Source organism: Streptomyces sp. NPDC048481, assembly GCF_043200075.1.
GTDB lineage: Bacteria > Actinomycetota > Actinomycetes > Streptomycetales > Streptomycetaceae > Streptomyces.
The window spans coordinates 453108-478419 of sequence record NZ_JBICXC010000004.1 but is presented as its reverse complement, the minus strand read 5'-3'; the positions used below and the strand labels follow the sequence as shown (position 1 = coordinate 478419).

General features: G+C 74.7%; 23 protein-coding genes. 16 read left to right on the top strand and 7 right to left on the bottom strand.

Features of this window, described 5'->3' with window-relative positions; translation table 11 throughout:
* Positions 1-69 precede the first annotated feature (69 nt).
* The 4 genes from ACGFSH_RS16185 to ACGFSH_RS16170 all read left to right on the top strand — a co-directional run bounded on the left by ACGFSH_RS16185 (position 70) and on the right by ACGFSH_RS16170 (position 3953).
* Positions 70-1041 (top strand): NADPH:quinone oxidoreductase family protein, encoded by a 972-nt coding sequence (locus ACGFSH_RS16185; RefSeq protein WP_393348880.1) that lies wholly within the window; start codon positions 70-72, stop codon positions 1039-1041.
* On the top strand, positions 1038-2222 hold the full coding sequence (locus ACGFSH_RS16180) for an acyl-CoA dehydrogenase family protein (protein WP_393348878.1): 1185 nt from the start codon (positions 1038-1040) through the stop codon (positions 2220-2222). Before ACGFSH_RS16185 ends, ACGFSH_RS16180 begins: the two co-directional genes overlap by 4 nt.
* Entirely contained in the window at positions 2201-3310 is a 1110-nt protein-coding gene (locus ACGFSH_RS16175; RefSeq protein ID WP_393348876.1) for an acyl-CoA dehydrogenase family protein, read from the top strand. Before ACGFSH_RS16180 ends, ACGFSH_RS16175 begins: the two co-directional genes overlap by 22 nt.
* Positions 3311-3758: 448 nt before the next feature.
* The gene (locus tag ACGFSH_RS16170; protein WP_256909477.1) at positions 3759-3953 is read left to right on the top strand and encodes a hypothetical protein; all 195 of its coding nucleotides are present in this window, start codon (positions 3759-3761) and stop codon (positions 3951-3953) included.
* Between the two features lie 21 nt (positions 3954-3974).
* On the opposite strand, the gene ACGFSH_RS16165 is transcribed toward ACGFSH_RS16170, so the two are convergent.
* The 4 genes from ACGFSH_RS16165 to ACGFSH_RS16150 form a co-directional block, all read right to left on the bottom strand.
* A complete protein-coding gene (locus ACGFSH_RS16165; protein ID WP_393348874.1) occupies positions 3975-5216 on the bottom strand; it encodes a phosphodiester glycosidase family protein in 1242 nt (413 codons plus the stop codon).
* A 222-nt stretch (positions 5217-5438) separates the two neighbouring features.
* Positions 5439-5984 carry a GNAT family N-acetyltransferase gene (locus tag ACGFSH_RS16160; protein WP_393348872.1) on the bottom strand — a complete coding sequence of 182 codons (546 nt, stop codon included), beginning with the start codon at positions 5982-5984 and terminating at the stop codon, positions 5439-5441.
* Positions 5977-7167 (bottom strand): NUDIX domain-containing protein, encoded by a 1191-nt coding sequence (locus ACGFSH_RS16155; RefSeq protein ID WP_393348870.1) that lies wholly within the window; start codon positions 7165-7167, stop codon positions 5977-5979. Before ACGFSH_RS16155 ends, ACGFSH_RS16160 begins: the two co-directional genes overlap by 8 nt.
* A gap of 111 nt (positions 7168-7278) precedes the next feature.
* Positions 7279-8490 (bottom strand): globin domain-containing protein, encoded by a 1212-nt coding sequence (locus tag ACGFSH_RS16150; protein ID WP_393348868.1) that lies wholly within the window; start codon positions 8488-8490, stop codon positions 7279-7281.
* Between the two features lie 258 nt (positions 8491-8748).
* On the opposite strand from ACGFSH_RS16150, the gene ACGFSH_RS16145 reads away from it, so the two are divergent.
* Positions 8749-9696 (top strand): UTP--glucose-1-phosphate uridylyltransferase, encoded by a 948-nt coding sequence (locus ACGFSH_RS16145; RefSeq protein WP_393348866.1) that lies wholly within the window; start codon positions 8749-8751, stop codon positions 9694-9696.
* Positions 9697-9711: 15 nt separating this feature from the next.
* On the opposite strand, the gene ACGFSH_RS16140 is transcribed toward ACGFSH_RS16145, so the two are convergent.
* Positions 9712-10179, bottom strand: coding sequence for an RrF2 family transcriptional regulator (locus ACGFSH_RS16140; protein ID WP_393348864.1), 468 nt, complete (start codon positions 10177-10179; stop codon positions 9712-9714).
* Positions 10180-10457: 278 nt separating this feature from the next.
* Here ACGFSH_RS16140 and ACGFSH_RS16135 point away from each other — a divergent pair, with 278 nt between their 5' ends.
* The 5 genes from ACGFSH_RS16135 (at position 10458) to ACGFSH_RS16115 (ending at position 16686) form a co-directional block, all read left to right on the top strand.
* The gene (locus ACGFSH_RS16135) at positions 10458-11663 is read left to right on the top strand and encodes an NAD(P)/FAD-dependent oxidoreductase (RefSeq protein WP_393348862.1); all 1206 of its coding nucleotides are present in this window, start codon (positions 10458-10460) and stop codon (positions 11661-11663) included.
* Positions 11664-11845: 182 nt separating this feature from the next.
* The gene (locus ACGFSH_RS16130) at positions 11846-12289 is read left to right on the top strand and encodes a hypothetical protein (RefSeq protein WP_393348860.1); all 444 of its coding nucleotides are present in this window, start codon (positions 11846-11848) and stop codon (positions 12287-12289) included.
* A 313-nt stretch (positions 12290-12602) separates the two neighbouring features.
* Positions 12603-14810 (top strand): RICIN domain-containing protein, encoded by a 2208-nt coding sequence (locus ACGFSH_RS16125; RefSeq protein WP_393348858.1) that lies wholly within the window; start codon positions 12603-12605, stop codon positions 14808-14810.
* A gap of 47 nt (positions 14811-14857) precedes the next feature.
* Positions 14858-16099 carry an RICIN domain-containing protein gene (locus ACGFSH_RS16120; protein ID WP_393349174.1) on the top strand — a complete coding sequence of 414 codons (1242 nt, stop codon included), beginning with the start codon at positions 14858-14860 and terminating at the stop codon, positions 16097-16099.
* 29 nt (positions 16100-16128) lie between these two features.
* A complete protein-coding gene (locus ACGFSH_RS16115; protein ID WP_393348857.1) occupies positions 16129-16686 on the top strand; it encodes a hypothetical protein in 558 nt (185 codons plus the stop codon).
* Here ACGFSH_RS16115 and ACGFSH_RS16110 read toward each other — a convergent pair.
* Positions 16667-17308, bottom strand: coding sequence for a DUF6629 family protein (locus tag ACGFSH_RS16110; RefSeq protein ID WP_393348855.1), 642 nt, complete (start codon positions 17306-17308; stop codon positions 16667-16669). The two genes, ACGFSH_RS16115 and ACGFSH_RS16110, sit on opposite strands and share 20 nt — an antisense overlap.
* Before the next feature lie 264 nt (positions 17309-17572).
* Here ACGFSH_RS16110 and ACGFSH_RS16105 point away from each other — a divergent pair, with 264 nt between their 5' ends.
* Both ACGFSH_RS16105 and ACGFSH_RS16100 read left to right on the top strand, forming a co-directional pair.
* Positions 17573-17929, top strand: a complete 357-nt coding sequence (locus ACGFSH_RS16105) for an STAS domain-containing protein (protein ID WP_393348853.1) — start codon at positions 17573-17575, stop codon at positions 17927-17929.
* A complete protein-coding gene (locus ACGFSH_RS16100; RefSeq protein ID WP_393348851.1) occupies positions 17926-18855 on the top strand; it encodes an anti-sigma factor RsbA family regulatory protein in 930 nt (309 codons plus the stop codon). Before ACGFSH_RS16105 ends, ACGFSH_RS16100 begins: the two co-directional genes overlap by 4 nt.
* A gap of 30 nt (positions 18856-18885) precedes the next feature.
* Here the strand turns inward: ACGFSH_RS16100 and ACGFSH_RS16095 are convergent, their stop codons facing one another.
* Positions 18886-20700 carry a protein kinase gene (locus ACGFSH_RS16095; protein WP_393348849.1) on the bottom strand — a complete coding sequence of 605 codons (1815 nt, stop codon included), beginning with the start codon at positions 20698-20700 and terminating at the stop codon, positions 18886-18888.
* A gap of 247 nt (positions 20701-20947) precedes the next feature.
* Between ACGFSH_RS16095 and ACGFSH_RS16090 the strand changes: the two genes are divergently transcribed.
* From ACGFSH_RS16090 to ACGFSH_RS16075, 4 genes are all read left to right on the top strand, one after another.
* Positions 20948-22606 (top strand): FAD-dependent oxidoreductase, encoded by a 1659-nt coding sequence (locus ACGFSH_RS16090; RefSeq protein WP_393349172.1) that lies wholly within the window; start codon positions 20948-20950, stop codon positions 22604-22606.
* Between the two features lie 145 nt (positions 22607-22751).
* Entirely contained in the window at positions 22752-23096 is a 345-nt protein-coding gene (locus ACGFSH_RS16085) for a hypothetical protein (RefSeq protein WP_393348848.1), read from the top strand.
* A gap of 211 nt (positions 23097-23307) precedes the next feature.
* Positions 23308-23958: a class F sortase gene (locus ACGFSH_RS16080; RefSeq protein ID WP_393349170.1), complete on the top strand. Its 651-nt coding sequence runs from the start codon at positions 23308-23310 to the stop codon at positions 23956-23958.
* A gap of 136 nt (positions 23959-24094) precedes the next feature.
* A complete protein-coding gene (locus ACGFSH_RS16075) occupies positions 24095-25249 on the top strand; it encodes a SchA/CurD-like domain-containing protein (protein WP_393348846.1) in 1155 nt (384 codons plus the stop codon).
* Positions 25250-25312: the final 63 nt, after the last annotated feature.

Below are 25312 nucleotides of genomic sequence, written 5' to 3'. Positions count from 1 at the left end.
CCGGGGGCAAGCGACCGCTTAGTATGCAGTCGACCAGGGTTCGACGACGCAGTCCCGTGGAGGCTCCGCATGCAGGCATGGCAGGTGCACGAGAACGGCGAGCCGAGCGAGGTGATGCGGCTCGCGGAGGTGGATCGGCCCACGCCCGGCGACGGCCAGGTCCTGCTCCGGGTGCGTGCCGCCAACGTCAACTTCCCGGACGCGCTGATGGTCCGGGGCCAGTACCAGGTGCGGCCCCCACTGCCGTTCACCCCGGGCGTGGAGATCTGCGGCGAGACCGAGGACGGCCGCCGGGTCCTCGCCAACCCGGCCCTGCCGCACGGCGGCTTCGCCGAGTACGCCGTCGCGGACGCCGCCGCCCTCCTTCCCGCCCCCGGCTCGCTCGACGACGCCGAGGCCGCCGCGCTGCACATCGGCTACCAGACCGGGTGGTTCGCCCTGCACCGCAGGGCGCGCCTGGAGGCCGGCGAGACGCTTCTCGTGCACGCCGCCGCGGGCGGCGTCGGCAGCGCCGCCGTCCAGCTCGGCAAGGCGGCGGGCGCGACCGTCGTCGGCGTCGTGGGGGGCGCCGAGAAGGCCGCCGTCGCCCGGGAGCTGGGCTGCGACGTGGTGATCGACCGGCGCGCCGAGGACGTCGTCGCCGCCGTCAAGGAGGCCACCGGAGGCCGGGGCGCCGACGTGGTCTTCGACCCCGTCGGCGGCGAGGCCTACACCCAGTCCGCGAAGACGGTCGCCTTCGAGGGCCGCATCGTGGTCGTCGGCTTCGCCAGCGGGACCATCCCGAGCCCCGCGCTCAACCACGCCCTCGTCAAGAACTACTCGGTCCTCGGTCTGCACTGGGGCCTCTACAACACCAGGAACCCCAAGCTGGTCCAGCACTGCCACGAGCAGCTCACCGACATGGCCGCCCGGGGCGCGATCCGGCCGCTGGTCAGCGAGCGCGTGGCCCTCGACCACGCCGCGGCCGCCGTGCAGCGGGTCGCCGACGGCGTCACCACGGGCCGCATCGCCGTCGTACCGCAGAACGGAGCCGCCGCATGACCGACGCAGCCGAACTCACGCGCCGTACCGCGCAGTTGCTGGCCGACCATCCGCCCGCGACGACCGCGCGGAAGGACTTCCTCCAGGCCCGCTTCGACGCGGGCCTGGCCTGGGTTCACTACCCGCAGGGTCTCGGCGGCCTCGGCGCGCCCCGCTCCCTCCAGGCCGTCGTGGACGCCGCACTGGAGGCCGCCGGCGCCCCGGACAACGACCCCCGGCGCATCGGCATCGGCCTCGGCATGGCCGCCCCGACGATCCTCAAGTACGGCACCGAGGAGCAGAAGCAGCGCTTCCTGCGGCCCCTGTGGACGGGCGAGGAGGTCTGGTGCCAGCTCTTCAGCGAACCCGGCGCCGGCTCCGACCTGGCCGCCCTCGGCACCCGCGCGGTCCGGCAGGACGACGGCGACTGGATCGTCGACGGCCAGAAGGTGTGGACGTCCAGCGCCCATGTCGCCCGCTGGGCCATCCTCATCGCCCGCACCGACCCGGGCGTGCCCAAGCACGCGGGCATCACCTACTTCCTGTGCGACATGACCGACCCCGGCGTCGAGGTCCGGCCGCTGCGCCAGATCACCGGCGAGGCCGAGTTCAACGAGGTCTTCCTCACCGGCGTCCGCATCCCCGACTCCCGCCGCCTCGGCGAGGTCGGCGACGGCTGGCGGGTCGCGCAGACCACGCTGAACAACGAGCGCGTCGCCATCGGCGGCATGCGGCTGCCCCGCGAGGGCGGCATGATCGGCCCGGTCGCGAAGACCTGGCGCGAGCGGCCCGAACTGCGCACCCACGACCTGCACCAGCGCCTGCTGAAGTTGTGGGTCGAGGCCGAGGTCGCCCGGCTCACCGGCGAACGCCTGCGTCAGCAGCTCGCCCAGGGCCAGCCCGGCCCCGAGGGCGCCGGCATGAAGCTCGCCTTCGCCCGCCTCAACCAGGAGATCAGCGGCCTGGAGGTGGAACTGCGCGGCGAGGAAGGCCTGTTTTACGACGACTGGACGATGCGCCGCCCGGAGCTGGTGGACTTCACCGGCCGGGACGCCGGGTACCGCTACCTGCGCTCCAAGGGCAACAGCATCGAGGGCGGGACCAGCGAGGTCCTGCTGAACATCGTCGCCGAGCGCGTCCTGGGCCTGCCCTCCGAACCGCGCACCGACAAGGACGTCGCATGGAAGGACCTGGCCCGGTGAACACACAGCCCGACCTGCTGTACTCGGAGGAGGAAGAGGCGCTGCGCGCCGCCGTCCGGGACCTGCTCGCCGACCACTGCGACGCGCCCGGCGTCATCGCCCGCACGGAGTCCGGCGCCCCGCACGACCTGGCGGCCTGGAAGGCGCTCGCCGACGGCATGGGCCTCGCCGGCCTGCTGGTGCCCGAGGCGCACGGCGGCCAGGGCGCCACCCACCGCGAGGCAGCCGTCGTCCTGGAGGAACTGGGCCGGGCGGTCGCCCCGGTGCCGTATCTGACCAGCGCCGTCGTCGCCACCGAGGCGCTGCTGGCCTGCGGGGACGACGAACTCCTCGGCCTGCTCGCGTCCGGGCGGACGATCGGCGCGCTCGCCGTCGGCCTGCACCTCGCAACCGGCGCCGCCCACCCGGTCGCGCGCGTCGAGAACGGCGTCCTGAGCGGGGAGCTGACCGGGATCGCGGACGCGGCCGTCGCCGACGTCCTGCTCGTGCCCGGCGACGACGGCGCCCTCTACGCCGTGCGCGCTCAGGACGCGACCGTCAGTCCGCAGACCTCCTTCGACCTCACCCGGCCCCTCGCCACGGTCACCCTGGCCGACGCGCCCGGCCGCCGGCTCGGCGACGCCGGGCCCGCCGTGCGCCGTGCGCTGCGGGCCGGCGCCGGTCTGCTCGCCTCCGAGCAACTCGGCCTCGCCGACTGGGCGTTGACCGAGACCGTGCGCTACCTGAAGGAGCGCAAGCAGTTCAACCGGCCCGTCGGCGGCTTCCAGGCGCTCAAGCACCGGCTGGCCCAGCTCTGGCTGGAGGTCGTCAGCCTCCGCGCCGCCGCCCGGGCCGCGGCCGACGCGCTCGCCGCCGGGGAGCCCTCCGACGAGGCGTCCGTCGCGGTCGCCGTCGCCCAGGCCTATGCCACGCCCGTGGCGGTCCGGGCCGCCGAGGAGGCGCTCCAGCTGCACGCCGGCATCGGCATGACCTGGGAACACCCCGTCCACCTGTATCTGAAGCGGGCCAAGGCCGACTCGATCGCCTACGGCACGGCGGGCGCCCATCGCACGGCGCTGGCCGAACTCGTCGACCTGTCGGCCCCCTGACGGTGACCCGGGAAGAAGCCCGCCCCGACCGGGCGGGCTTCTTCGTGCGCCCGTGCGCGCCGCCGCGTCACGGTCGCCCGACGGGGCGCGCACGGCCGACTCCGGGCGGAACGTGGGTCGTTCGCGGCCCGTCGGGCCGCTCCGGCGAGCGGGTCCGCCGGGGTGTCCGGCTGCCGCCCGCCCCCCACGCGTATCTCCCGCGGCCCGCGCCCCCCGGTGGGGGAGCGGCACGGGCCTCTCGGCCCCCGCCACACCCCCCGCCGCCTCACCGCCCCGCGCCCGGCTCGCGGCCCGTACCCGCCGCGCCGTCCCCGCGGCCGCCGGACGCCGTGACGTCCGTCTGACACCACTCGTTCGGCGGACGGCCGCACCGCACGGAGGAACCCTCCTTTACGCCACACTTACGGCCGAACGCCGCGAAAGCGGACGTGGGCGGAGGAGGTTGACGGTGGCCATTTCGATTTCCGCGGTGCTGTTGCTGGCGGTCCTGGCGATGATCTTCACGCGCAACGGCGGCCTGAAGGTCTCCCACGCGCTGGTCTGCCTGCTGCTCGGGTTCCTCCTGGCCGGCACCAGCATGGCGCCCACCATCCACAGCGGGCTCACGGCGACGGCGGACATCGTCGGCAGCCTGCGGCCGTGAGCCCGCGCGAGGGCGCCGACGTCAGCGGACGAAGACCCCGATGCCGTTCGGCACGGGCCGTTCCGATCCGTCGGACGGATGGTTGCGCACCGTCACCCGGGCCGCGCCCGGCCGACGGGCCACCAGCGTCGACGACCCGCCGCCGTCCAGGCTGAAGCCCTCGCCGGCGCCGAGGTCCCGCAACGCGGCGGCGACCTCCGCCACGGTCAGGCCCCTGCGGTACGCGGCGGACCCGTCCAGCGCCAGCAGGAACACCCGCCTCCCACCGGCCGCGATGCCCACGGCGGTGCGCACGGCCGACGCCGAGGTGTCGAGACCGGGCAGCGGCCGACCGCCCGACAGGAGCGGGTACCCGCCGACGGCGAAGGCGTACGAGGAGCGCGACGCGGAGCGCAGTCCGTAACGGACCGTCACCCGCTGTCCCGGCGCGAGCCGCTTGAGGCGCTGCGCGCCCGCCTCCCGCCCGAGGAGGACCGTGGTCCCGGCCGCGACGGCGCCGCCGCCGGGCGTGACCGAGGCGGAGACGACGCGGCCCCTCCTGAGCGTCACCTCGTACGTGCGCGCGCTGCACGCCCCGGCCCGTGCGGTGTCCGTGCCGCAGGTGGCCCGCCGGCGTGAGACGCCGCCCCAGTCCGGGGTGTACGCGCCGACCGAGTTCTCCGGCAGCGCGAACTGGTTGACTCCGCCCAGCGCAAGCCGACGTCCCGAGACGGCGTACGAACCGTCCAGGGTCAGGCTGTCCAGCCGGGCCCTGCCGTCCGTCCCCACGCCGACCACGGCCCTGGTGTCCGTGCCCGGCGGCAGCGGGGGCCCGAACCGCTGCCCGTCGGGGACGGCGCCCTTGAGGGCCCGCCCGTTCGCGACGGCCGGTCCGACGCTCGATCCGGTCGCCTCCACGCCCGGGTGCTGCGCCGCGGAGATGTCGAAGAAGTCGCCGTTGACGCCGGCGACGGCCTGCTGCCGGTCGGCCAGCGCGGACAACGGCGCCCGGGCGGCCACCGCGCCCGGGTACAACAACCCCAGGTGCACACGGGGGTTGGCGAGATCGACGTCGAGCACGTGCGCGTGCGCGGTCCCGGTCGCTCCCCGCAGATCGAAGTGCCGGTACGACACGCCCGCCGCCACGGCGGTCGCGCTGCCGCCCGCGGCGACGGCGCCGGCCGGGGCCGTCCCCGCGAGCGTCGCGGCGGCCGTGGCGCCCAGCGCGACGAGCAGCAGCAGGCGTTTTCCGCGTACCCCGGACCGCCGGTGACGCCGCGTCATGGACCCCCCTGGGTTGATCGGGGCGCAACTCTCTCATGACCTGCGGGAACGACCTGCGGGGAGTCGGCGTGAAGACCACGGAACGGGTGAGGAAACCCACGATTGCGAGTGGCGTGCTGAGCCGTTCGGCCGCGCCGCACGGCGGGTTGTGCTAGGCCGACCGTGACGGAGCGCGCGTTCCCCGACCGTGACGGAGCGCGCGTGCCGCGACGGCGGCGGGCCTCAGCTCACGGGCGCCGGCCGGTCCGTGGACGGCGCCGCGTAGCAGTCGAGCAGCACGCTGCGCCCCGGACCCCACTGCTGGACGACGCTGCCGAGGGCGTGCCAGCCCAGCCGCTCGTAGAACGCGGCGGCCGGGTCGGCGGCGACCACGTCCAGGACCGGATGCAGACCGCGGGCCCGCGCCGCTCCGACGGCCCGCTCCAGCAGGGCCGCGCCGATCCCGTGGCCTCGGGCGGCCGGTGAGACGTACAGCCGGCTGACGACCGCGGGCGCCGGCCGGCCCGGACGACTGCTCCAGGCCGCCGCCGCGGCGTCCCCCTCCTCGGCCGCGCACAGAGCGGCATGCCCGACGACCCGCCCGTCCAGTTCGGCCGTCCAGGCCGCGAGGAGCGCGGGCGGCGTCAGCCAGACGGCGGGTCGTGCGGGCCAGCCGACGGGGTAGCCGCTGTGCTCGTGGACCAGGGCCAGCGCCGCCACGCACGCGTCGAGGTCGGCCGGCAGGCGGGGCCGCACGGCGGCGGAGGGGCGGGCCGCGGGGTCAGTCATCGTCGCCCGCCTCGGGGGCGAAGGCGGCGAAGCGGGCCGGGGCGTGATCGATCGGCAGGTCCGGACGCCATGCGGTGAGGGACTGGGCGCTGCACACGAACAGCGACGGCGGCAGCCGGTCCAGCGGGTACCAGCGCCAGTCGCCGACGCTCTCGCCGGGCTGGTCGGCGGGCTCGCCCTCCCAGGCCGTGACGACGGCGCCGACCGTCATCCGCACGACCCCGTCGACATGGTCGAGGAGCGTGCCCAGGAGGCGCACGTCCGAGGGGGCCGCCCGAAGGCCGGTCTCCTCGCGCAGTTCGCGCACGACCGTCTCGCGCAGTGACTCCCCGGGCTCCACCGTGCCGCCGGGCAGCTCCCAGGTGCCTCCCCGGTGCCGGCCGAGGAGCAGTCCTCGCTCATCGTGCAGGATGGCGCCGACGCCGAGCGTCGCGTGCGCGGCGGGCGGGCGGCCCGCGCGGGGGCGGGTCCGCACGCGCCGCGGCCGCCGCGCCCGGTAGACGCGGTAGGCGGCCGCGTTGCCGGGGTCGGGCGAGAGCACCGGCACCACGTCCTCCACCACCAGCCCGTGGTCGGTGAGCAGCGCCTCCCACACCTCGGGGGCGGGCACCCACATGTGGACCGTCGTCTCCCCGCCGCCCGCGAACCGCAGGGTCTCGGGCCGCGCGGCGAGTTGCGGACTCGGCCCCTCGCCGAGGGAGTCGGTGTGCAGCGCGGAGAAGCAGAGCGTGCCGCCGGGTGCGAGGGCGGTCGCCAGGGCGGGGAACAGCCGGCGCGGGTCGACGAACGGCACCGCGTTCACGGAACAGATCACGTCGTACGGCGGCGCGTCCCGCAGGTGCGCCACGGCGTCGGCGTGGATCAGGCGCAGGCCGGGCACGGAGCCGTAACGGGCCCGGGCCCGCTCGATCTGACCCGCCGACGAGTCGACGGCGTCCACGACCGCGCCGTGCGCGCGCACCAGGCGGGCGGCGTGCCGGGCCGTGCCGCACCCGAGGTCCAGCACGCGCCGCCCCCGCAGCTCGCCGAGGAAGGAGTCGTCCGGCCCGGCGCCCGGGAACCCCCAGTCGATCCGCTCCGCGTCGTCCAGGACGGTGCCGCGCCGCAGATGGTGCGCCGCGTAGGCCTGCCAGGCCGCGGCGTTGGCCGGTTCGGGTCCGTCGGGAGCGAGGGGACGGGACATGGGCGGGCGCCTCCAACAGGATCCGGGACCGGGCGGTACGGCATTCTCGCCGACCGGAGGGGCCCGTGTCCGCTCAGCGCACGGGAGCGCCGCCGATGCGCGCGGGGCGCGTCACTTGCTCAGCCAGAGGTCGGGGCCGAACACCTCGTAGTGGACGGCGGCCGGACTCAGCCCGCGGGCGAGGAGGTCGCCGCGGACCGCCCGCATGAACGGCAGGGGGCCGCAGAGGTAGGCGGTGGTGTCCGGGGGCAGCGTCAGAATGCCGACGTCGGCACGTCCCTCGCGCACGTGCACGCGGGACCCTGTCGCGGGCCGCGCGCCGGCCTCGTACCACAGGTGCACGGTGGAGTGCGTGAGCCGTTCGGCCAGTTCGGCCTGCTCGTCGCGGTGCGCGTGGTGGGCGGGGGAGCGGTCGGCGTGGACGACGGTGACCCGTCGGTGCGGGGAGACGTCGGCGAGGTGGTCGAGCATGGACAGCAGGGGCGTGACGCCGATCCCGGCGGAGGCCAGCAGAAGGGGGCTGTCGTCCTGCGGGAGGACGAGGTCGCCGAACGGCAGGGAGACGCGCAGGACGTGTCCGGGCCGGGCGTGGGCGTGCAGCCACGTCGAGACCTCGCCCTCGGGGAGGCCGCCGTCGGCCGGGCGCTCGCGCTTGACGGTGATGCGCCAGGTCTTGTGACCGGGGGCGGCCGAGAGGCTGTACTGGCGTATCTGCCGTGCGCCGTCGGGCAGTTCGACCTGGACGCTGACGTACTGGCCGGGGGCGAACGGCTCGGTGGGCAGTCCGTCGGGGCGGCGCAGCACGAAGGAAGCGGCGCCCACCGCCTCCTCCGTGCGCTCGGCGATCTCCATCTCGCGCCAGACCTGCCCGTCGTCGACCTGCGCCCGGGCGTACAGGCGGGCCTCCAGGGCGATGAGGGCGTTGGCCATCAGCCAGTACACCTCGTCCCAGGCGGCCGCGACCTCGGGCGTCACGGCGTCGCCGAGTACCTCCGCGACGGCGCCCATCAGATGGCGTCCGACGACGGTGTACTGGTCGGAGGTCACGCCGAGCGAGGCGTGCTTGTGGGCGATGCGGCCGAGGACGGCGTCGGGACGCTCGCCCGGCCGTTCCACCAGCACGGTGGCGAAGGCGGCGACGGCGCCGGCGAGCGCCTGGCGCTGCGCGCCGCTGGCCTGGTTCGCCCGGTTGAACAGGTTGCGCAGCAGGGCCGGGTGCTCCTCGAACAGGCGGCGGTAGAACAGCTCGGTGATCGCGCCGAGGTTGGCTCCCACAGCCGGAAGGGTGGCTCGGACGATCGGGACGGAAGGCGCGGAGAGCATCGCGGTCCTCTCGGTATCAGGATGCACAGCACGAGCTGTGCGCGGCGGCGGGCGGCCCTGGCTGCATCGTAGATAACTTGCATCTGGGATACCAATTTAGATAGGGGTCGGACGCGTGTGCCGTGCGTCACGGGGTCCTTGGGCGGGGCGGCACGGCGTCGCGCGCCGCCGGTCCGGTCGGCGGGGGCGGCCGGGCGTTGGTAGCGTCCGCCTGAGCCGGGCCGGCCGGCCCGGCGCCGCACGACCGAGGGAGACGCGATGTCCCCGACGATCCGCAGGGCCGTCATCCCCGCCGCCGGCCTCGGCTCCCGTCTGCTGCCGCTGACCAAGGCGACGCCCAAGGAGATGCTGCCGGTCGGCGACAAGCCGGTCATCGAGCACACCGTGCGCGAACTGGTGGACTCCGGCATCACGGACATCACCATCGTCGTCTCCGGCGGCAAGTCGCTGATCCAGGACCACTTCCGGCCCAGTCCCGTCCTGGTCGAGCAGTTGCGGGCGGGCGGCAAGGCGCACTACGCCGACGCGGTGGAGGAGGTCGCCGATCTGGCCCGCCGGGGCCACATCACCTATCTCGACCAGTACGGCCCCTACGGCAACGGCACCCCGGTGCTCAACGCCGCCCGCGTCTTCGGTGACGAACCGGTGCTGGTGCTGTGGCCCGACGACGTCTTCGTGGCCGAGGTCCCGCGGGCCCAGCAGTTGATGCGCGCCTACGAACAGACCGGCTGCCCGGTGCTCGCCCTGCTGCCGATGGCCCCCGCCGACTCGCGGCGCTACGGCGTGCCGATCGTCAAGGAGGACCTGGGCGGCGGCCAGTTGCGCATCACCGGGCTGGTCGAGAAGCCCGAGCCGGCCGCGGCCCCTTCGGCGTACGCGGCCATCGGCGGCTATGTCGTGACCCCGGGCATCATCGACGAACTGCGTGAGCAGACCCGCCGCTGGTACGAGCACCGGACCGGCGAGATCTACCTGACCGACGCCATCAACGCCTACGCGGCCACCCGCGCGGTGTACGGACAGGTCATCGAGGGCCGCTGGTACGACACCGGCAACCCGGCCGACTACCTCGTGGCCCAGATGGCGTTCGCCCTCGCACACCCCGAGTACGGCCCGGTGCTGCGCGGCCTGGTCGCCGGCCTCGACGCCGGGCGGGGGGCGCCCGCCCGGGCGGAGGGGCGGCCGGCGCCTGAGCCCGGCCCCTGACCCGGGTGTGGGCCGTCAGCCCAGCGCGGTGCGCACCACCTGACGGACCATCGGGGAGCGGTCCAGCTCGGTCCTGATGTCGGAGAGGCTCTGGGCCGCGAGCGCCTGCCGCCATGCCTGCTCCGCCCGGCGCATGGCCGCGTTGACGGCGCAGACGCCGGTCGGCGGCGGTGACAGCTCGCCGATCCTGCCGGAGCAGCGGATCTCGGTGCACTGGAAGGCCCCGGCGTCCCCCTCGATGGCGTCCACCACGTCCAGCAGGCTGATCGCCTCCAGCGGCCTGGCCAGCCGGAAGCCGCCGCGCGGCCCCGGCACCGAGTCCACGAGCCCGGCACGGGCGAGCTGCTGCAACTGCTTGTTGAGGTAGGACGCCGACAGGCCGTGGGCCTCGGCGAGCTGGCCGCTGCCCACCGGGCCGCCGCCGATCATGTCGAGGTTGACGAGCGTGTGCAGCGCCCATTCGACGCCTTTGGCCATTCGCATATTACGGACATTACCTGTCCAGGATCCGGCTCGGCCAATAGTCGCTGACCTGCGGCTCCTCGTCGCCGACGGGGTGGCGGGCTCGAGTAAATCTTGACATTCAATATCCAGGATATGTAATGTCCAGAATTGCCGATGCGGGTCCGCGAGGTCTGCGAGGTCTCAGGTCTGCGGACGTGGTCCGCGGGTCCGGCGGTCGTCCGGGAGAGGCCGTCGGGGCGGCCGCCCCCTTTCCGGGACGCATCGGCTCATCACTCGGCTCGAGAACGGAGATCCCCATGAAGGACGTGCTGATCGTCGGCGGCGGCTTCGCCGGCGTGTGGAGCGCGGCAGGCGCCGTGCGCGTGGCGCGCGAGGCGGGCGCCCCCGGCGAGGACATCCGGGTGACGCTGGTCAGCGGCGGCGACGACCTGGTCGTCCGCCCCCGTCTGTACGAGGACGCGCCCGACGGCATGCGGGTCGCCCTGGACCGCGTCCTCGGCCCGATCGGCGTGCGCCGGATCGCGGCGACCGTCACGGGCGTGGACACCGCCGCGCACAGCGTGCGCGGCGTCGGACGGGAGGGCGAGGAGCTGGACCTGGCCTACGACAGGCTGGTGCTGGCCGCCGGCAGCCGGCTCGTGCGGCCCCGTTTCCCCGGCGCGCGGGAGGTCTTCGACGTGGATACCCTCGCCACCGCCGCCGCACTCGACGGCCACCTGCGGCGACTGCCCGCACAGGCCGAGTTCCCGGGCCGCTGGACCGCCGTGGTGGTCGGCGCGGGCTTCACCGGCCTGGAGGCCGCCACCGCGCTGAGCGAACGGCTCCGCGCGCTCGCCGCGACCGAGGGCGCCGCGGAGGAGGTCCGGATCGTCCTGGTCGACCGGGCCGACGTCCTGGGCCCCGAGCTGGGACCGGGCCCGCGGCCGGTGATCGAGGACGCCGTGGACGAGCTGAAGATCGAGCGGCGCCTGGGGCGCACCGTGACCTCGGCGACCAGGCGCGACGTCACCCTTTCCGACGGCGAGGTGATCCCCGCGGCGACCGTCGTCTGGACGGCCGGGATGGCCGCGAGCCCCCTCACCGCCCAGATCCCCGGCGAACGCGACCGGTGGGGACGGCTGAGCGTGGACGCGCACCTGCGGGTCGTCGGCGTGCCCGACGTCTACGCGGCCGGCGACACCGCGAACGCGCCCGCGGACGACGGCCGTTCCACCACGCAGTCCTGTCAGCACGCGCTGCCCATGGGCAAGTTCGCCGGCCACAACGTGGCTGCCGATCTGCTGGGCCGCGACCTGCTGCCCTTCGCGCCCGACCCCTATGTCACCTGCCTCGACCTCGGCCCCGCCGGAGCCGTCTACACCGAGGGCTGGGACCGCCGGGTCGCGCTGACCGGGGCGGAGGCCAAGAAGCTCAAGCAGGACATCAACGGGCTGTGGATCTACCCCCCGACCGACGACGCCGAGCGGCTCCTGGACCAGGCGGGCCGCTTCTCGAACGGCTGACGGCGGCCCGCTCGCCGGCCCACGGAAGCCCGGCCCGCCCTCGGACGGCACCCGGCCGGGGCGGCGGGGCTGACGGGGTGACAGAAAGGCGGTCGCCGGGCGGTGGGAGAATGCGGGGGAGGTCCACGCCGCCGTGGCGGCCGGCAGCCCGTGCGCGCGGGGGACCGGAAGGAGGCGTCGCGGTGATCGAGTGGGTGTCCCTGAGGACCGGCGCCAGACCCGTGCCCCAGCCCGTCGCCAACCCGGTCGTGTGGGTCACGGCCTTCGGCGGCGCGTCGCTCCTGGTGGCGGCGCACAACGCGCTGGTCGGCTCGGACCGCCCCGGATGGGCGCTGGCGGCGGTGTCCCTGCTGGCGGCGCTGCTGGGGCTGTGCGCCCGGTTCACGGCGGCGCCGGGCACGGCCGTGCTGTGCTGGCTCATCCTCAACGGCTTCGCCGTGCCGCCGGCCGGCACGCTCACCTGGACCGGGCCCCGCGACACCTTCTGGCTCACCTGCCTGTGCTCCGCCGCCCTGGTCGGCACGGTGCTGGCGCGCGTCGTCCACGCCCGTGCCGCCTACCGCCGGGTCGCGGGCCGGGCGGCCCCGCCCGCCTCGGAGCTCGACGACGGCCGCTTCGGCCTCTGACGGGCCGTCCCGGCGAGCCCGATCCCGGAGCCGGTATGGACCGGACCCTTGACACACTGATTGCTCACTCCTTAAATCACGTAATGAACTAAGCCTCGTCGACGGTTGGTTCGCGTCTCTCCGACAGGCCGTCACGGTGGCGCGCCGGCGGCTCAGGACGGCTCAGGCCCTGATCGCCCGCGCCCCCGTGACCGTCCCCGACCGTCCCCCGCCCGTCGTCAGATCTGTCATGAGCATGCCTACGCGGACCTGTCCGGGGGCTCGTGCCCATGCCTCGCCGTCCCGGTCCGCCCCACCCCCCACGGGAGAACACATGTTCCGGTCCCCACGACCATCCCTCGCCGCCCCCTGGATCGCGGCCTGCGCGGCCGCCGCCACGGTCGTCGGCGTCCTCACCGGCGTCCAGCCCGCCCGTGCAGCGGCCGAAGCCGCCGCCGCCCTGCCCACCGGCTGGTCCACGGTGGTCAACAGCGGCAGCGGCAAGTGCCTGGACGCCCGGTCCGCCGCGACCGCGAACGGCACCGCGGTGCAGCAGTACGCCTGCAACACCACCACCGCCCAGCAGTGGAGCTTCACCTCCACCGGCGACGGCTACGTGCGGATCGGCAACCGCAACGACCCCCAGCAGGTCGCGGACGTCAGCGACGTCTCCACCGCCGACAACGCGGCCGTGCACCTGTGGACGTACGCCGGCGGCGCGAACCAGCAGTGGCAGGCCGTGGACGAGGGGGCGGGGGCGTACCACTTCGTCAACCGCAACAGCGGCAAGTGCCTCGACGTGCCGTCCGCATCGACGGCCGACAGCGTCCAGCTCGTGCAGTACGCCTGCAACGGCACCGCGGCGCAGCGCTTCCAGGTCGCGCCCGTGAGCACCGCGCCGGGAGACGTCGACCTCGGCCCCAACGTGGTCGTGTTCGACCCGTCCATGCCGTCGTCCACCATCCAGAGCCGGCTGAACTCGATCTTCCAGCAGCAGGAGACCAACCAGTTCGGCTCCCAGCGCTACGCGGTGATGTTCAAGCCGGGCACGTACAGCAACGACGTCAACGTCGGCTTCTACACCCAGGTGCTGGGCCTCGGACAGTCGCCGGACTCGGTCACGGTCAACGGCGCCGTGCACGTGGAGGCCGACTGGTTCCCGCCGCAGAACGCCACCCAGAACTTCTGGCGCGGTGCCGAGAACCTGTCGGTCAACCCCGTCGGAGGCACCGACCGGTGGGCCGTGTCGCAGGCGTCCGGATACCGGCGCATGCACGTGCGCGGCAACCTGGAGCTGAGCGACGGCGGCTGGTCCAGCGGCGGGTTCATGGCCGACAGCAGGATCGACGGCCAGGTGCGCTCCGGCACCCAGCAGCAGTGGCTCACCCGCAACTCCCAGCTCGGCTCGTGGACCGGCTCCAACTGGAACATGGTCTTCGTCGGCAGCCAGGGCGTGCCCGGCAACAGCTTCCCCAACCCGCCCTACACCACCGTGAACCAGACCCCGAAGGTCCGGGAGAAGCCCTTCCTGTACGTCGACGCGGCCGGCGCCTACAAGGTGTTCGTGCCGTCCGTGCGGACCGCCTCCTCCGGCGTCAGCTGGGCCGGCGGGACCGCGGCCGGCGCCTCGCTCGGCCTCGACCAGTTCTTCGTCGTCAAGCCCGGAGCGACCGCCGCCCAGGTGAACGCCGCTCTCGCCGACGGCAAGAACCTGCTGGTCACCCCCGGCGTCTACCACCTGAACCAGACCCTGCGGGTGACCCGCCCGGACACCGTCGTCCTCGGCCTGGGCCTCGCCACCTTCGTCCCGGACAACGGCGTCACCGCCATGACCGTCGCCGACGTCGACGGCGTGAAGATCGCGGGCGTCCTCTTCGACGCCGGGACGACCAGCTCGCAGTCCCTGCTCGAACTCGGCCCGGCCGGCTCCGCCGCCGACCACTCGGCCGACCCCACGTCCCTGCACGACGTGTACTTCCGGGTGGGCGGCGCCGCGGTGGGCAGGGCGGCCACCAGCCTCGTCGTCAACAGCGACGACGTGATCGGCGACCACATGTGGATCTGGCGCGCCGACCACGGCAGCGGGGTCGGCTGGAACACCAACACCGCCGACACCGGACTCGTCGTCAACGGCGACGACGTCACCATGTACGGCCTGTTCGTGGAGCACTACCAGAAGCACCAGACCGTCTGGAACGGCAACGGCGGCCGGACGTACTTCTACCAGAACGAGATGCCGTACGACCCGCCGAACCAGGCGGCCTGGATGAACGGCGCCACCCAGGGCTACGCCGCCTACAAGGTCGCGAACTCGGTGACCAGCCACCAGGCCTACGGGCTGGGCAGCTACTGCTACTTCAACGTCAACCCCGCGGTCACCGCGGAGCACGCCATCGAGGCGCCGAACAACCCGAACGTCCGCTTCCAGAACATGGTGACCGTCTCGCTCGGCGGCACCGGCACCATCCGGCACGTCGTCAACGACCGCGGCGGACCCTCAAATCCGGCATCCAACGTGGCGAACCTGGTGAGCTACCCGTGAGGCGGCTCGCGGCACGACTGCTCGGCCTGACGGCCCTGCTGGCGGCGATGCTGGGACCGACCGTCCCGGCCCACGCCGGCCCCACCGCCCCCGCGGCGGCCCAGGCGTCGCCCTTCAAGGTCCTCGCCCTGCACAGCGGGACCTGGGACGCCGCGCACATCGACTTCGTCGACGAAGCCGACCGGTGGTTCCCGCGCACCGCCGCGGCGAACGGCTTCACCTACACCTCCAGCACCGACTGGGACCTGCTCGCGAACGGCGGCGTGAACGCCTACCAGGTCGTCCTGTTCCTCGACGACGCCCCGCAGTCGGCGGCGCAACGAGCGGGCTTCGAGCGGTACATGCGGGCCGGAGGCGCCTGGATGGGCTTCCACGTCTCGGCGTTCACCACCGACGCCCGGTCCTGGCCCTGGTACTACGACCAGTTCCTCGGCAGCGGCGACTTCCGCAGCAACACCTGGGGACCGACCACCGCCGTGCTGCGCACCGAGGACCGCGCCCACCCCGCCACCGCCGGGCTGCCCGCCACGTTCACCTCGGCGGTCAGCGAGTGGTACAGCTGGTCCAACGACCTGCGCGAGGAACCGGACATCAAGATCCTGGCCTCCGTCGACCCGTCGAGCTTCCCGCTCGGCACGGACCCCGGCCAGTCCTGGTACAGCGGCTACTACCCGATCCTGTGGACCAACACCAGGTACCGGATGCTGTACGCCAACTTCGGGCACAACGCCATGGACTACGCCACGAACACCAGGCTGTCCTCGACGTTCGCGAGCGCCGAGCAGAACCGCTTCCTGATCGACGGGCTCAAGTGGCTCGGCGGCGCCGGCGGCGGCACCGCGCCCCCCGACCCGATCCCGCAGACGACGTGGTACTCACTGGCCGACACCGCGAGCGGCGACTGTGTGGACGCCCGGTCGGCCGCCACGGCCGACGGCACGGTGATCCAGCAGTACACCTGCAACGGGACCACGGCCCAGCAGTTCCGGTTCCGCCCCACCGACAGCGGCTACGCCCGGATCGAGATCCGCGGCAACCCGCAGCAGGTGGTGGACGTCACCGGCGTCTCGGGCGCCGACGGGGCGCCCCTGCAACTGTGGTCCTACGGCGGTGGCGGCAACCAGCAGTGGCTGCCCGTGCCGGAGCCGGGCGGCGGATACCGCTTCACCGCACGGCACAGCGGCAAGTGTCTGAGCACCACGGGCGGCTCGGCCGACGGCGTCGCCCTGGTGCAGCGCACCTGCGACGGCTCGGCCGCCCAGACCTTCCGTCTGACGCCACACTCCTGAGGCCCCGTCACCTCGGCCACAATGGGGCGATGACCGGATCCGGCACCGCCCCGACCACCCGCACCGCGCGCAGGCGCGTCCCCGCCGTCGTCCCGTCAGCCGTCCTCGCTCTGGCGGCGGCGGTGACGGGCGGGTGCGCGCAGTCCGCCGACGACGACGCGGCCCCGCCCGCGTCGTCGCCCGGTTGGGAGGGCAAGGACGACCAGGAGAAGGCGTTGCGGCGGGCCGACCGCGCGCTCGACGCCGTCGAGCCCGAGGGCGCCGCTCTGCTCGACGCCGGCACGGCGAACGCGATCCGGGGGTTCGACCGGACGTTCGCGGGCACGGCCGACGGACCCCGGGCCCTCACCCTCGCCTGTCAGGCGCCCGTGCCGCACACCCTGACCGTGACCCTGGAGCGGGGTACGCGGCGCGACGCGGGCGAGGTGCGGTGCGGCGACCGCGAGGGCGACCGGTTCGACGTCCCCGCGGGCGTCGCGTTCACGGTCCGCATCACGCCCGCCCCGCTCGACGGCATCGTCCTGTGGCGCCTGAACGCCGTCACCCCCGGCGAGTGCGAGGACGACGTCACGGGGTGCGCGCCGTGAGCCCGCGCGCGGCGGGCCGGCGACGGACCCAGTCGAACAGCAGCACCGACCACACCGCCGCGAAAGCGCACCAGGTCGAGACGAACTCGAGGCGCCACAGCGCGAAGCACATCGCTGCGCCCGCGCCGGCCACCACCCCCAGCACCAGCAGTCGCCGGTCGCCGGAGAGCAGCAGCGAGCCGACGGTGGCCAGCAGGTAGCCTGCCACCAGCAGCGGCGGATGCGGCACGTCGAGGCGGTAGCCGACGGTGTGGCCGCGGATCTCGGCCGTCACCGGCCCGGTGGCGATCCCGTACGCGAGCACGGCGGCCGTGGCCAGGCCGACGGCGAGCGCGCACGCCGGCCCCCGACGCCGCGCCCCGTCCGGTGCGGCCGCCCACACGCCCGCGGGCACCCACACGGCCAGCAGCGGCAGCGCGACGACCGCCCAGGCGACCGTGGCGGCCCCGTCGCCGCCGCCCGCGTGCCACACCGCCGCCTCGATGAGCTGGTGCGCGCCGAGCAGCAGCGGCAGCGCGGCGAGGGGCAGGTCCCTGCCGTCGCGCACCCGCGTCACACAGGCCACCCCGACGGCGGCCACTCCCGCGCCCGCCACCAGATCGGCCGTCGCACTCCAGCACATCGCGTCACCCCCGGTCGGACCATGTCACCGTGCGGGTCACGCTACTTCGCGCGCGAGGAGTCCACCGGCGCGTCGACGGACGCCGGACGGAGGCCCGGCGGACCCCGGGGGAAGCCGTGCCGGGTCGAACGCGGTCGAACGCAACCCCCGGACACGGCGGCGGCGACGCCGGGGCCCGCGTTAGGCTGACAGGGCGGGCGGCGGCCGTCCGGGGGCGGGACCCCGGTGCGGCGGGACGACCCGAGGACATCAAGGAGGACACGGGTGGCGGACCCCTCGCAGAGAGCCGGCGGGAGCGAGCCGGTGCGCGGCGGGGCCGCGCTGGAGGTCGGCCCGCTGGCCGGCCGGCCCGGCATTCGTGCCAGGGGTGAGATCAGCGAGATCACCCGCTCGCCGTGGGAAGCCGCGCTGGCGGGCCTCGCCCGGCGCCACGAAGGCGTGTCCTACGTCGAGCTGTCGGAAGTCGGGTTCGTCGACGTGGCCGGAGTCGCGGCGCTCGCCGTCACCGCGCTGCGCCTGCCCGGCGGTCGCATGGTCGTCGAGCATCCGCCGCCGCAGGTGCCGCGCGTGCTGGGCCTGTTCTGGCCGGGCCTGCACCGGATCGAGGTGGCGCCGCGATGAGCACGGTCGTGACCGACGAGGCGTTCGACCATCCCGCGCTGTTCTACCGCGGCGAGCGGGAGTACGTGGACCGTACGGTGTCGTTCGTCCGGGAGGGCCTGGACCTCGGCGAGCCGGCGGCGGTGGCCGTGCCCGGCCCCCGTCTGGAACTGATCAGGACGGCGCTGGGCGACGACGCCGAGGACGTCCTGATGCTCGACATGACGATGGCCGGCCGCAACCCGGGCCGGATCATCCCCGGAGTGCTCCGCTCGTTCGCCGACGCCCATCCGGACACGCGCGCGCGGATCATCGGCGAGCCGGTCTGGGCGGGCCGCAGCGCGCTGGAGTACCCGGCGTGCGCGCAGCACGAGGCGCTGATCAACGCGGCCTTCGAGGGCCGCGCGGTCACCATCCTGTGCCCCTACGACGAGGAGCACCTGGACGAGACGGCCCTCGCCGACGCGGCGGTCACCCACCCGGTGATCGTGTCCCGTGACGGACGCCGGACCAGCGACGTCTACGACTGGCGCTCCGTCGTCGACCGCTACAACGAGGCGCTGGAGCCCGCGGCGGACGCGGCGGTGCTCTCCTTCGACGCCGGCAACCTGTACACGGCCCGCGCCTTCACGGTCGAGCAGGCCGGCCGGCTCGGCCTCGGCGGGCAGCGGCTCCAGGACGCCGAACTGGCGGTGGCGGAGCTGACCACGAACAGCGTGGTGCACGGCGGCGGACACGGCACGCTCGCGGTCTGGGCCGAGGCGGGCCGACTCGTGTGCGAGGTCCGCGACTCCGGCCGGCTGACGGACCCGCTGGCCGGCCGCAGGCCGCCCGCCCGGGGCCAGATCGGCGGGCGCGGCCTGATGCTGGTGCACTACGTGGCGGACCTGGTGCGGCAGCACACCGGCGACGACGGCACGACGGTCCGCTTCTACCTGACCTGTTGAGCCGCCCCGCCCGTCGAGTTGCCCCGCCCGTCAGTCCTGCGCGCGCAGCGCCGCCCAGGTGGCCTTCGTGACGACGCCGCTGGCCTTCAGCCCCCGGTCGCTCTGGAAGCCGCGGACGGCCGCCTCGGTGTCCTCGCCGAAGGAGCCGTTGACGCCGGAGGCGCCCACGCCGTAGCCGCGTTCGGTGAGCATGCACTGCGCCTGCCGCACCCGCTTGCCGGTGTCGCCGAGGCTCGTGCGGCCACTGCCCGCGTAGTACGCGCAGTGGGCGATCCAGGGCGGCGTGCCCGGCTCGAGGGGCGTGGCGTCGGGGGAGGGGCTCGGGGAGGCGGAAGCGGAGACGTCACCGGCGGGGGCGGAGGGCGCGCTCCCCGGGCCGGCCGCCGGGGGCGAGGACGCGGAGCGGGACGGCGCGGCGTCCTCCTCGGCCGTGACGACGTCGGCCCGCCCGTTCGACGAACCCGCGACGGAGGCACGTTCCCTGGCGCTGGACGAGGGCGTGCCGCCGCGGACGCCGGTCGCGGGAATCCCGCCCGCGTCGCTGCCGTACGGCGATTCGGAGGCCCGTGGCGAGGCGGTCGGCGGGTCGTCGTCGTGCATGAGGGAGAAGGCGCCGGCCGCGACCGCGCACAGGACGGCGACCGAGGCGAGGGCCGCGACCCGCCTGCGCCGCGCCCGGGGCCCGGCCGCCGGCGCGGGCGACGCCGCCACGGCGGCGGACTGCGCGCCCGCCGGCGCCGGGGCCCCTTCCGGGGAGGCGTGGCCGGACGGCGCCGGGGTCCCCGGCCGGGGCCCGGACGGCGGCTCCGCGGGCCCGGCCGCCCGCCCCGCCCGGTGCTCGGCGGGGCGCAGGCCGGCGGCGCGTTCGACGGGAAGACGGTACAGGGTCTCGTAGGCGTGCTGCCGGGCCTGCACCGCGCTGCGCAGCGGCTCCGGCCAGCCGGCCGCCGCGGCGCGGGCCCCGACCGCGTCGATCAGGTCCCGCGGGGCGGGGCGCAGTCCGGGTTCCTTGGCCAGACAGGCGGTCAGCAGCGCGCCCAGCTCCGGGTCGGCCGCCGCCACCGCGGCCGTCACCTCCGTGTTCGGTTCCTCGAAGGCCACCCGGTGCATCACGTCCACCCCCGTGCCGTCGCCGAACGGGGCCCGTCCGGTCGCCGCGTAGAGCAGCGTGCCGGCCAGCGAGAACACGTCGGAGGCCGTGTCGCAGTGACCCGTCCTCAGGTACTCCGGGGACATGTAGGCCGCGGTCCCCACCCGGTTGCCGGTGCCGGTGATCGCGCTGGCGTCCAGCGCCTTGGAGATGCCGAAGTCGATGACGTACGCGCCCTGCGCCGACACCAGCACGTTGGACGGCTTCAGATCCCGGTGGACCACCTCCGCCGCGGCGAGCGCGGTCAGCGCGCGCGCCAGCTCGGCGGTCAGCCGCCACACGGCGGCCGTCGGCAGCGCCCCGCCGCCGCGCACCGCGTCGGCGAGATCGAGACCGGGGACGTACTCGGTGGCCATCCACAGCAGCCGGTCGTCCCAGCCGGTCCCGCGTAAGCCGGGGGCGTGCGGCGGACCGAGCCGGCCGTGCACCGCCGCCTCGCGTTCGAAGCGGCGCTGGAAGCGGACGTCCTCGGCGTACTCCGGACGGATCACCTTCACCGCGAAGAGGCCGGGCGCGTCGTCGGCGGCCCGAGCCAGATAGACGCGGCCCATCCCGCCGCTGCCGAGGAGCGCCACCGGCACGAAGGGCCCGACCCGGTCCGGGTCGCCGGTCCGCAGGGGTGAGGCCCCGGTCCGGCGGAGCGCGGCGGCCTCTTCCGCCGTGGAGTTCGGTGGGGACGGCAGCTGGTCGGACACGGAACTCCCGAAGTGATGTTCGTCGTAACTCAGTTCGCACAGGGCGGGAGATCGAGGCTAGCCGAGCCGGGCCCCGTGCTCAGCGTTTCTCGCGGTTCCGTCCGCCCGGCGCGGCCGGCGGCGGACCCGCCGGCTGCACGACGCAGGCGGGTGAAGCCTGAGGAGCCGTCAGCTCCACGGGGCATGCATGAGGATCTCCGCCGTATCCGGCCGGGTCGGCGGAATCGACGCGCTGGAGGCGAACGTGATGAAGGAACGAGAAGAACCGACCGGCCCGCCCGTCCTCAGGGTCCCGGTCCTCATCGTCGGCGGGTCCCTGGTCGGCCTGGCGACCTCGCTGTTCCTGGGCAGGCTCGGCGTGCCGCACCTGCTGGTGGAACGGCACGCCGGCACCTCCATCCACCCCCGCGGCCGCGGGAACAACGTCCGCACGATGGAGCTGTTCCGGGTGGCCGGCGTCGAGCGGGACATCCAGGACGCGGCGGCCACCCTCGCCGACAACCACGGCATCCTTCAGACGCCCACCCTGGTCGGCGACGCGGGCGAGTGGCTGTTCCGCGACATCGACCCGGGCGGCGGACTGGCCCGCTTCAGCCCCAGCTCCTGGTGCCTGTGCAGCCAGAACGACCTGGAGCCGGTCCTGCTCGACCATGCCCGGCGGCTCGGCGGCGACCTGCGGTTCTCCACGGAGCTGATGTCGTTCGAGACCGACGCCGACGGCGTCACCGCCGTGGCGAAGAGCCGCGAGACGGGTGAGCACATCACCGTGCGCGCGGACTACCTCGTCGCCGCCGACGGCCCGCGCAGTCCCGTCCGCGAACAGCTCGGCATCGGCCAGAGCGGGCCGGGCGACCTGTTCCACAACGTCAGCCTGACGTTCCGCTCCCGCCGCCTCGCCGACGTCGTGGGCGACCGCCGCTTCATCGTCTGCTACCTGACCAGCCCGGACGCCGACGGCGCGCTGCTGCCGGTGGACAACCGCGAGAAGTGGGTCTTCCACGCCCCCTGGCACCCCGAACGGGGGGAGACCCTGGAGGAGTTCACCGAGGAGCGGTGCGTCGAGCACATCCGGCGGGCGGTCGGGGTGGCGGACCTCGACGTGGAGATCACCGGCAGGGCGCCGTGGCACGCCGCGCAGCGGGTCGCCCGCAGCTACCGGTCCGGCAGGGTGTTCCTGGCCGGCGACTCGGCCCACGAGATGTCCCCGACCGGTGCCTTCGGGTCCAACACCGGGATCCAGGACGCCCACAACCTCGCCTGGAAGCTCGCCGCGGTGCTCGACGGCTGGGCGGGGGAGGGGCTGCTGGACACCTACGACGCCGAGCGCCGGCCCGTCGCGGAGGCCACCAGCGCCCGTGCCGCCGTCAGGTCCGCCGAGCACAGCCACCCCGGGTTCGCCGCGCCGGCCGGCTCCGGAGGGGGCGGCCCGCAGCGCGGCATCCTCAACGTGGCCCTCGGCTACCGCTACCCGAAGGGCGCCGTCGTCGGCGCGGACCCCGAGGTCCCGGTCGTCCCCGAGGGCCTCGACCTGAACGGCGGCCCCGGAAGCCGGGCGCCCCACCTGTGGGTGCGCCGCGGCGGCGAGCGGATCTCCACCCTCGACCTCTACGAGCGGACCCTGGTCCTGCTCAGCGACGCCGGGGAGCCGGGCGGCTGGCACGAGGCCGCGGGGCGGCTGGCCGCGGAACTCGCCCTTCCGCTCCGCTCGTACCGGGTGGGAACGGAGGACGGCGCCGACCTGGTCGCGGAGGGCGGCGCCGACTGGGCGGGGCGGCACGGCACGGCCCGCGGCGGCGCCGTGCTGGTCCGGCCCGACGGATTCGTGGCCTGGCGTGCGCAGGGCCCGGACCGGGAGGCCGAATCGACGCTGCGCCAGGTCCTGACCGCCGGACTCTCGCTCTCCTGAAGGTCCCGCGAGGCCGCGCGCTTCACCCGTGTGAACGCCCCGAGTGGTGCCGCGGTGCACACTGTCTGACGGTGGATCACGTCCCGGACGGGCCCGTCGAGCTGACGTCGTGTCGGCTGCCCGGTCGTGACGGAAGGACCATCAGATGCGATCTGCTCGCACCACCCCGGCCGCCCCGGCCGCCCTCGCGCCGGGCGCTCCCGGCGCCCACGCGGCCGACGGCGGCCGGGACCACGACGGCTCGTCCCACGGCGAGGACGCCTCCTCCACCGGCACGGGCGGCGGCTCCCGGTCCGGCGAGCGCGACCGGCACGACGGCGACGGCCGGAAGGACGAGCCGGACGGGTCCTACGGCCGCACGCACACGGGCGGCGCCCTCGCGGGCCCCTACCTCGCCGCCGGCGGACCCGGCGCCCTCGCCCCGACCGGCGCCGGCCCGCACGCCTCGCGCCGCCCCGAGACGGTGAGGGCCGCCGCAGGCGCGGCCTGACCCCTGCCGGCCGCGACCGCGAAGCCGCGGCCGCCGCGCGCCCCGCGCGGCGGCCCGGTCCGCCTCCCGCGGCCCCGCCCCGCACCCGCCGCGCGCCCGAGTGAGGTAATCCCCGATGGCAGTCCCCCCGTCCTCCTCTCCTTCCCCCTCCGGCCCCTCCGGCGGTGAGCCGGGATCCGCCGAAGAAGGGGGCTCCCGCACCGGCCTGATGATGATCTGCGCCTCGATCGCCGTGGTCGTGGCGCTCGGCCTGGCCGGCGGCAACGACGCCCCCTCCGGATCGGCCAGCCCGCCGCACGCCCCGCCCGCCGCCTCGGCCCCCGCGAACCCCGCACCGGACGGCCCCGCGGGGGACGCGCCGGAGGCGCAGGCCCCGCCGGCGTCCGACGGCCGAGCGGTCGGAAAGCACCTGCCGCGCTCCCGCCCCGTACGCCTGCTCATCCCCAAGATCGCCGTCGACGCCCCCTTCACCGACCTCGCCATCGGCCCCAGCGGACGGCTGAACCCGCCCCCGGCGAGCGACGTCAACCTCGTCGGCTGGCACGCCAAGGGCGCCTCCCCCGGGGAGACGGGCACCGCGATCATCGCCGGACACGTCGACACCAAGACGTCCCCGGCCGTCTTCGTGCGCCTCGGCGAACTGGCCAAGGGCGACCTGTTCCACGTGATGCGGGCCGACGGCACCCGGGCGACCTTCCGGGTCGACAGCGTGGAGACCTTCGCCAAGGACGACTTCCCCAGCGAACGGGTGTACGGCGACACCGCGCAGGCCCAGGCCCGTCTCATCACCTGCGCGGGCGACTACGACCGCCAGGTCAAGGACTACACGGACAACCTGGTCGTCTTCGCTCATCTCGTCTGACGTTCACCCGGCCGGTCACCCGCGTAGTTCATCCGACTCGCGCGCTCGCGGGGACGGGCACAGGATCGAGGAACGCTGACGTCGCATCACCGCGGCCGACGTTCACTTCCCCCTCCGTGAAGGAGATGTGCGCAGGATGACCACCACGTCCGAACGTGTTGCAGGCTCGCGGACGCGACAGGCGTCGCAACGCGTCTCCCAGTCCGTGTTCGACGGCTCCCGCCTTCGCGTCGTCCTCCTGGTCGACGTCTACGACGGAGCTCAGCAGCAGTTCCTGGAGGCCTACGAGCAGCTCTGCAACCAGGTCGCGTCCGTCCCCGGACATGTCAGCGACCAGCTGTGCCAGTCCATCGAGAACCCCTCCCAGTGGCTCATCACCAGCGAGTGGGAGAGCGCCCCGCCGTTCCTCGCCTGGGTCAACAGCGAGGAGCACGTGCGGATGGTGGAGCCGCTGCACAGCTGCGTGCGCGACACCAGGTCGCTGCGCTTCCACGTCGTCCGCGAGACGGGCGGCCCGGCCCCCGGCGACCAGGGCAAGCGCCGCCTGCAGTCGTCGCCCCGCATCGGCGACGGCATGATCCGGCACGCGCTGACCTTCACGGTCAAGCCGGGCAGCGAAGACATCGTTGCCAAGATCCTCGCCGACTACGCCTCGCCCGAGCCGCAGGTCGACGACACCACCCGGCTGTGCCGCACCTCGCTGTTCATGCACGGCAACCGCGTCGTGCGGGCCATCGAGGTGCGGGGCGACCTGCTGTCCGCGCTGCGCCACGTCTCCCGCCAGCCCGAGGTGCGGGCCGTCGAGGAGGCCATCAACCCCTACCTGGAGCAGGACCGGGACCTCAACGACCCCGAGTCCGCGCGGGTGTTCTTCACCCGGGCCGCGCTGCCCGCCGTCCACCACGTGACGGCGGACCGGCAGGACGAGCGGGCCGAGCGCTACGCCCTGTGCTACCCGACCCGGCCGGACCGCGGCATGAAGCTGGCCGAGCTGCTCGCCCGGCAGGACGAGGCGGCCGCGGACGACCCGGGCAACCCGGTCCTGCGCAGCACGATCTTCCAGCGCGACGACGTCGTCGTCCGGCTGATCGACGTGCGCGGCGGGCTCGACGGCGCCCACCCCGTGCAGGCCCTCGGCCTGGCCGACCCGGAGCAGGTGGCCGAGCTCACCCTGCTCCAGGACGACGCGGGCGCGCCCGACCGGTCCGCCGCGAAGGACGTCCGGCTCGCGCGGTTCCTGGAGCTCGCGCGCATGGACCTCGTCACCGACCGCCGGTCGCCCGAGGCCTGATCCCCCATCACGTGGGCGGGGGCGGGCCCCCCGCCCCACCCACGCCGGCGCAGTACACCATCG